Here is a 7623-nt window from a genome sequence, read left to right on the forward strand (position 1 = left end):
CCCACCGCCGGACGGGGCCGCCCGGGAGGCGTTGGCCGCGGCCTGCCTGCCGGGCGCCTCGCCCGCGAACCCGAACGCGTGGACCACCGCGATCAGCGTGGCCACCGCCGCAACCGCCCCGGCAGCCGCGACAGGAAGCCGGCGACCCCCTTTGATGCCCCTGGCCGGGAAGCCGCGCGCGTCGAGCATGCCCACCCGCCGCGCCACATATCGCCGGTAGGGCAGCAGGCCGGGGTCGGTGAAGCAGGTCAGCACCCGCACCCGCAGCGTCTCCGGCAGCGGCGTGGCGGGCAGCAGGTCGAACACCTTGGCCGGGGAGATCTGCCTGGCCCGGTGCGGCCCGCAGGCGTCGCACCGGGCGATGTGGCCCACCAGGCGTTCACGCGTCTGCGGGGTCGGCTCGCCCGCGAACCCGGCCAGGATGCGCGCCCGCCGCGGGCAGTCGGAGGGGCCCTTGCGGGCCAGGTACTCGGCGGTCACGGCGTCGCGCAGCCGCCTCAGCGCGGCCTCGTGCGCCTCGCGTACCGAACCCGCCGCCATCCCGGTGACCTCGGCGATCTCCTCCATGCCCAGCCCGCGCCCGGTGGCCAGGCCGAGCACCCGGCGATCGGCGGCAGGCAGGCTCCACGTGGCGTGCCAGGCGATGACGCTCAGCTCGGCCCCGGGGGCGGGCGCGGGCGCGCGGGCGGCAGGCGGCGGGTCCGGCGCGGTGGCCGGGGCGCCGTGGCCGGCCTGGAGCGCGCGCCGGTCGCACTCCACCCTGGCCAGCGCGAGCAGCCACAGCCGCAGCCGCGCGGGATCGCTGAGCACGTGAATGTTGGCCTCGGCCGCGATCAGTGTGTCGCGCAGGGCGACCTGTGCGCCATCCGGACTTCCAAGGACGAAAATACAGAATCGGTAGATGTCCTCGGCATAGGTGTCGTAGAGCACGGCGAGGGCGCCCGGATCGCGGGCGCGCAGGGCTTCCACCAGGACGCGTTCGCTCATGTGACGGATGGTAAACGTATTGTAACTGCTTGTTCTACCGATTCAGCGAGGCTGGTCGCGCTCCCCGCGAGATTCCGGTAAATAACGTAGATAACGTGGATAACGCCGATTTCCCGGTTTACGGAATATCGCCGGAAAAGCTATGGCCGTCCCGCCGTTCCGGGCATTTCCTGCCTGCCGCGGTCTTTCTCGAAGGGCGGCGTCGTCGGCCTGCTGGTGTGCATCGGCACCGCCCCGCCCGCCGCCAGCTCCTCGTACGGCCGGCTCGTCGTCCCCCAGGTGCGCGCCACGACCTCGGCCCTGGCCACCCCCGCGGGGGGCTTGTCCACGGTGAGGATGAACCTCGGCTTGCCGTCGGAGCGCACGTCGTCCACGAACGTGCTCGCCCCGCCCAGCAGCTTGCCCGCCCGGTCGCGCAGCAGCGCGGTGACCACCAGGCTGCTCGCGGCCAGCCGGTACGGGTTGCCCACCCGCCCGGTCACCAGGTAGGAGCCGTTCTTCTGCCGCCGCTGGAACACGTCCGTGACCGGGAACGCCCGGAAGGCCGAGGTGATCCGCCCGGCCGGCTTCCACTGCGCGGGCCGGTAGGTGAGATGGACCTTCACCGGGCGCTGCGCCGCGATGGCCTGCCCGCTGAAGGCCAGCGTGCCCGCCGGGGGCACCGCGTCGAGCGGTTGTTCCATCCGCACGACCTCGGCGCCCCGGTCGTCGCTCGCCACGATCGTGGCCACCACCTGCTCGCCGAAGTGCCAGGGGTTCTGGTTGCCGAGCACGGCGGCCCAGTTCACCACGTAGCCATCGGCGCTCTTGGCGATCGAGGACGCCTGCTCCCGCACCGTGAGCGGCTTCAGCCGCCGCTCCGGCCGCTCCTCACCCGCGCACGCGGAGAGGGACGCCAGGGCCAGGCACCCGGCGACGATGAAAACACCACTACGCTGCGTCACCATATGGTCATAACCCGCGAGCCGGACCGGGCTCCCGGCGACACGCGGCGCGGCTACGAACTCTTTGCGCGGGCTCTTCGCGCGCTCGTTGCGCGGGCTCGTTGCGCGGGCTCGTTGCGCGGCCCCTCAGCGCTGCCGGACGACCCGCCCCTCGTCCCACACCGGCTCGGCGGCCTCGTAGACCCGGCCGTCGGCCCCGAAGATCAGGAACCGGTCGAAGTCGGCGGCGAACCACCGGTCGTGAGTGACCGCGACCACCGTGCCGTCGAACGCGTCCAGCCCCTCCTGCAACGCCTCCGCGCTGGCCAGGTCGAGGTTGTCGGTCGGCTCGTCGAGCAGCAGCAGCGTCGCCCCCGACAGCTCCAGCAGCAGGATCTGCAACCGCGCCTGCTGCCCGCCGGACAGCGTCTCGAAACGCTGGTCGCCGACGTCACCGGCCAGCTCGTAGCGGGACAGCGCCTTCATCGCCTCGTTCCTGAGCCTGGCGTGCTCGGACATGACGATTTCGGAGGGCGTGCGGCCGACCAGCTCGGGCCGGGCGTGCGTCTGCGCGAAGTGGCCCGGTACGACCCGCGCGCCGAGCTTGGCCAGCCCGGTGTGCCGGACCGGCTCGCCACCGAGCAGCCGCAGGAAGTGGGACTTGCCCGACCCGTTGGAACCGAGCACCGCGACCCGCTCGCCGTACCAGATCTCCAGGTCGAACGGCCGCATCAGCCCGGTCAGCTCCAGCTCCTCGCACACGACCGCCCGCTTGCCGGTACGCCCGCCGCGCAGCCGCATGCTGATCAACTGGTCGCGCGGCGGCACCTCGGGCGGCCCGGCCTCCTCGAACCGGCGCAGCCGGGTCTGCGCGGCGTGGTAGGCCGGGGCCATGCCGTCGTTGTAGCTCGCCTTCTGCTTGAGCATGACGACCAGCCGCTTGAGCTTGGCGTGCTCCTCGTCCCAGCGCCGGCGCAGCTCCTCCAGACGCTCGTTGCGCTCCCGCCGGGCCTCGGCGTATCCGGCGAACCCGCCGCCGTGGACCCAGACGTTGCCCGACTCGACGGTGATGATGCGGTCCACCGCGTTGGCCAGCAACTGACGGTCGTGGCTGACCATCAGCACGGTCTTCGGCGTTTCCCGCAGCGCCTGCTCCAGCCACAGCTTGCCGGGCACGTCGAGGTAGTTGTCCGGCTCGTCGAGCAGCAGCACCTGGTCGGGCCCGCGCAGCAGCGCCTCCAGCACCAGCCGTTTCTGCTCGCCCCCGGACAGCGTGTTGACCTCGCGGTACTGCACCCTGTCGTACGGCACGCCGAGCGCCGCCACCGTGCAGGTGTCCCAGAGCACCTCGATGTCGTAGCCGCCCGCGTCGGTGTAGTCGGTGATCGCCTGCGCGTAGCGCAACTGGGCCTTCTCGTCGTCGCGCTCCATCATCACCAGCTCGGCGGCGGCGAGCCGGTCGGCCGCCTCCCGCACGCGCGGCGGCGCGACGCTCAGCAGCAGGTCATGGACGGTGCGGCCGTCGCGGATGCTGCCGATGAACTGCCGCATCACGCCCAGCCCGCCGGAACCGGCCACGCTGCCCTCGATCGGCTGGAGGTCGCCGGCGATCAGCCGGACCAGCGTCGTCTTGCCCGCGCCGTTGGGGCCGACCAGCGCGGCCTTGACCCCGTCGCCGACCCGGAAGGAGACGTCGTCGAGCAGTGGCCGCCCGTCGGGCAGGACATACGTCAGGTGCCCGACCTCAACGTGCGACACGGTACCGCCCCTTTGCTCTAGCGCCTCCCCGCAGGCTACCCCCGGGCCCGCCGGGGGGCATTCCAATTTTCCGGGGGGATGTTGTGGTTGACCCGGAAGAGGTTCGCCGGGTCGTAGACGCCTTTCAGGTCCACGAGCCGCTGGTACGTCTCCGGGTCGTACGCCTCGCGCGCGTCCCCCGCCGTGTCGGGTCCGTTGAACAGGTTGATCAGCGCGCGCCCGGTCCCCCAGGGCCGCATCGCCGCCATCAGCGCGCGGGCCGTGCCCACCGGTCCGGGCGTGACCGTGGTGAGGGCGTGTGCCGCGTCGCGGTGCCCGGTCGCGCTGGGCACCGCCCCGGTACGGCCGAGCGCCTCGCCGAGCTGCCGCAGTTCGACGACCACCGGCCCGGTGTCGCCTCTGGTGTGGGCGACGATCGTGTCCACGGCCTCGGCGGGCAGTTCGCGGAGCATCATGGAGTGGTCCTGGGTCCGCACCGGCCCGGCCGGCTCGTCGCAGATCGAGCCGACCTCCGTGTACGGCCGGACGCCGAGCGCGCCCATGACCGGCGGACCGAGCTCGGCCGGCGGGTGGGTCTCCGGTCCGGTGTGGACGACGCGCAGGTGGACGAAGGCTCGTCCGCGCAGGTGATCGGGGATGCTCGCCAGGTCGGGGAACCGGACCAGCGCCACGGACGAGTTGGTCTCCTCCGGGAGGTCCTGCGTCCATTCGCGCCAGGCGTGCAGGATCTCGCCTGCGCGGTCGCCGGGGTGGTAGAGCCCGCCGCCGTACACATGGGTGAGCGGGACCAGGCCGATCTCCAGGGCGGTGACGACCTTGAAGTTGCCCTTGCCGCCGCGCAGCGCCCAGAACAGGTCCTCGTGGGTGTCCGGGGTCGCGGTGAGCGCCCGGCCGTCCGCCGTGACGACGTCGATCGACCGCACATGGTCCACGGCCCAGCCGTACGTGCGCCCGAGCACCGGCAGGCCGCCGCCGAGGGGGTAGGAGACCGCGCCCACGCCGGGCGACGTGCCGTTCAGCGGGGCCAGGCCGTACTTCGCGGCCGGCTCGACGACCCGGCCCCAGCGGACCCCCGCCTCGATCCGCGCGGTGCGGGCGGCGGGGTCGATCCGCACGCCGTCCATCCGCCGGGTGCTCAGCAGCACGCCCCCGTCGGCGGGCACGACGGGTCCGTGGCCGGTGGCCTGGACGGCGATCGGCAGGTCGCGGGCGGCGGCGTGCAGTACGGCCTGCCGTACGTCCTCGGGGGTCTCGGCGGCCACGATCACTGCGGGGCGATGATCGACGATCCGGTTGAATCCCCCGCGTTCGGTGTCATATCCATCCTGCCCGGGCAGCAGTACCGGGCCTTGGGCGTCGATGAGCGGCATGCGGCCGGTCGATCGCGAACGGGACGGCCGAACCAGACGCACTTGCCCCGTACAGTCATCACAAGCCGTGATAAATGGGGGACATTGGAGCTTCGGCAGCTCGCGTACTTCGTCATGGTCGCCGAAACCGGCGGATTCGGGCGGGCGGCGGAACGCCTCGGCATCGTGCAGCCCGCCGTGAGCCAGCAGGTGGCCCGGCTGGAGCGAGACCTCGGCATCCGCCTGTTCGACCGCACGACCAGGCACGTACGGCTCACCGAGGCAGGCGAACGGCTGCTCGGCGAGGCCCGCGCGGCGCTCGCGGCGGCCGACCGGGTCAGGCACGTGGCCGCCGGGCTGGCCGAGGACGCCGAGGCCACGCTGCGCCTCGGCACCGGCAAGGCCCCCGCCGACCGGCTGTACCCCGCGCTCGAAGCGCTGGCCGCCGCCATGCCCCGGCTGCGCGTCCGCCTGGTCAAGATCGGCGTCCCGGAACGGCTGGCCGGCGTACGCGCGGGCGACCTGGACGCGGCCACCGTCCGCCTCGTCGACGAGGCCGAGGGGCTGGAACTGCTCCCGATCTGCTCAGACCCGCTGCTCGCGGCACTGCCCGCCGACCACCCGCTCGCCGCCGAACCTGTGTTGCGCCTGCCCTGGCTCGGCGACCTGCCGCTGCGACTGGCCGCCCGGAAGGACGATCCGGCCTTCCACGACTTCGTCAGGGCCGCGTGCCGGGCGGCGGGCATCGATCCCCCGCCGGGCCCGCGCTTCGTCAACCTGCCCGACACGCTGCTCGGCATCGCCTCGTGCCCGCCGTCCTGGACGGTCTTCTACGCCAACACCGAACCGCCTCCCGCGCGTACCGTCGTCTATCGCCCGCTGGACGGCGTGTGGGTCACCACGTACCTCGCCGTCCGGCCGGGACCGCCCTCCGCGCAGGTGCGCCATCTGCTCGACGCCTGCGCGAAGGTCGCTTCCCTGCGGGGGCGGGCGGGCTAGACTCGTCGCGGTGGAGCCCGGCCGGTCGGTCCGCACCCGGCGGCTCACGGGCTCCGGCAGCCACCACCCGGCGCGGCGCTGGCCTGGGCCTGATCGGCGCACCGACGGTCACGTTCCGCGCACGACCCGCCACGGCGGGTCTCGTCCACGGCAAGCAAGGACAGCAATGCCGATGCCCGTCAACGAGCACCTCCGCAGCGTGTGGACGCCTCGGGAGCGCGCGTTCTTCGTTGATTCGGGAGAGGGCACCAAGAGTTCAGGACATTTCACGATCTGGCGGCCGGGGTCGGCCAGTGAGCGGTTCCTCCTGATCGCCCTGGTGGTGGGCGCGCTGGCGGTCGGGCCGCTGTCGGCGGCGTTCGGGCCGATGTGGGCGCCGCTGGTACTCCTCGCGCCGATCATCCTGTTCGGCGGCCTGCGGCTGCGCCCGCCCGGCCTGGTGGTGCTGCTGGCCGCCGCCGCGATCTCCGTCGTCCACGGCACGGTCGCGACCGGGCTCCACGTCGTACCGCTGCTGGTGATCGCCGTGGTCGTGCTGCTCGCCGTACGGCTGGCCAGCTACCGCGACAACGTCGGCATCCGCGGCATGCGCGGCGGACGCCTGCTGGCCGACCTGCGCGACCGGCTCAAGACGATCAACCGCATCGCCCCCCTGCCGCGCGGCTGGGGCTGCAAGGCCGTCACCCGTCAGGCCCCCGGGTCGCTGTTCTCCGCCGACCTGACCCTCTCCCACCAGGCCGGCGACCGTCTGGAGGTCGCCCTGGTGGACGTCTCCGGCAAGGGCACCGACGCCGCGAGCCGGGCCCTGATGATCGCCGGAGCCCTCGGCGGCCTGCTCGGCACCGTACCCGCCGAACGCTTCCTGGCCGCCTCCAACGCCTACCTGCTCGACCAGCCCGAACTTGAGGGCATCGTCACCGCCCTGCACCTCAGCCTCGACCTGTCCACCGGCGGCTACACGATCCGCTGCGCGGGCCACCCCCCGGCCGCCCGCCTGGCCCCCGGCAGCGGCACCTGGCACCTCAGCGACGCCCACGGCATCGCACTCGGCGTCACCGACGACGCCGAGTGGATCCCCGAAAAGGGGTCACTGGCCAAGGGGGACGCGCTGATGCTATTCACCGACGGCATGTGGGACCCGCGCCTCGGCCTGGACAGCGGCGTGGACCGCCTGCTCGGCGAGGCCGAATCCCTGGTCACCAAGGGGTACAAGGAGGCGGGCAACCTCGCCAAGAGCCTCGCGGGCAAACGCGACGACTGCGCCCTGGTCCTCATCTGGCGCACCTGACCACACCGTTCACCAAGATTTCCCGCCAGCTGCGCTGGATCACCGCCGGAGGCAGGCTTTACCATCCGCCTGAAGGGGTGATCACATGACGCTCTGGAGAGCCGCCATCATGGCCGCGGGAGTCCTGCTCCTCGCCGGATGCGCCATCGACGAACAGATCTTCGTCTCCAACATCACCGACAGCCACGGGCGGGTGTGCACCTTCGTCTACACCTCCACCGAGGGCGAGGGCTGGGGCTCCGGCCGAGACATCGACGTCAGCCAACTCGACTGCGAATACGCCCCACCCGGCCGTGGCTGTCGGTGATGTTGGAGACGA

The 7623-nt window shown here is 72.6% G+C and carries 7 protein-coding genes; 3 read left to right on the forward strand and 4 right to left on the reverse strand.

The features are described from left to right. From C1I98_RS31655 to C1I98_RS31670, 4 genes are all read right to left on the reverse strand, one after another. Nucleotides 1-987: RNA polymerase sigma factor (locus tag C1I98_RS31655; RefSeq protein ID WP_267898089.1), on the reverse strand; the 987-nt coding region annotated here is incomplete at its 3' end. A 140-nt stretch (nt 988-1127) separates the two neighbouring features. Next, entirely contained in the window at nt 1128-1931 is an 804-nt protein-coding gene (locus C1I98_RS31660) for a hypothetical protein (RefSeq protein WP_438672125.1), read from the reverse strand. A 126-nt stretch (nt 1932-2057) separates the two neighbouring features. Beyond that, on the reverse strand, nt 2058-3668 hold the full coding sequence (locus tag C1I98_RS31665; protein WP_111171039.1) for an ABC-F family ATP-binding cassette domain-containing protein: 1611 nt from the start codon (nt 3666-3668) through the stop codon (nt 2058-2060). 35 nt (nt 3669-3703) lie between these two features. Next, nucleotides 3704-5038, reverse strand: coding sequence for an FAD-binding oxidoreductase (locus C1I98_RS31670; RefSeq protein WP_111171040.1), 1335 nt, complete (start codon nt 5036-5038; stop codon nt 3704-3706). An 84-nt stretch (nt 5039-5122) separates the two neighbouring features. On the opposite strand from C1I98_RS31670, the gene C1I98_RS31675 reads away from it, so the two are divergent. The 3 genes from C1I98_RS31675 to C1I98_RS31685 all read left to right on the forward strand — a co-directional run bounded on the left by C1I98_RS31675 (nt 5123) and on the right by C1I98_RS31685 (nt 7611). After that, nucleotides 5123-6016, forward strand: a complete 894-nt coding sequence (locus C1I98_RS31675) for a LysR family transcriptional regulator (protein ID WP_111171041.1) — start codon at nt 5123-5125, stop codon at nt 6014-6016. A 172-nt stretch (nt 6017-6188) separates the two neighbouring features. Beyond that, nucleotides 6189-7304, forward strand: coding sequence for a PP2C family protein-serine/threonine phosphatase (locus C1I98_RS31680; RefSeq protein ID WP_158558261.1), 1116 nt, complete (start codon nt 6189-6191; stop codon nt 7302-7304). Nucleotides 7305-7389: 85 nt separating this feature from the next. After that, nucleotides 7390-7611 carry a hypothetical protein gene (locus C1I98_RS31685; RefSeq protein WP_111171043.1) on the forward strand — a complete coding sequence of 74 codons (222 nt, stop codon included), beginning with the start codon at nt 7390-7392 and terminating at the stop codon, nt 7609-7611. The last annotated feature ends 12 nt before the right edge of the window (nt 7612-7623 follow it).

Origin of the sequence: Spongiactinospora gelatinilytica (assembly GCF_003236385.1) — a bacterium.
Taxonomy (GTDB): domain Bacteria; phylum Actinomycetota; class Actinomycetes; order Streptosporangiales; family Streptosporangiaceae; genus Spongiactinospora; species Spongiactinospora gelatinilytica.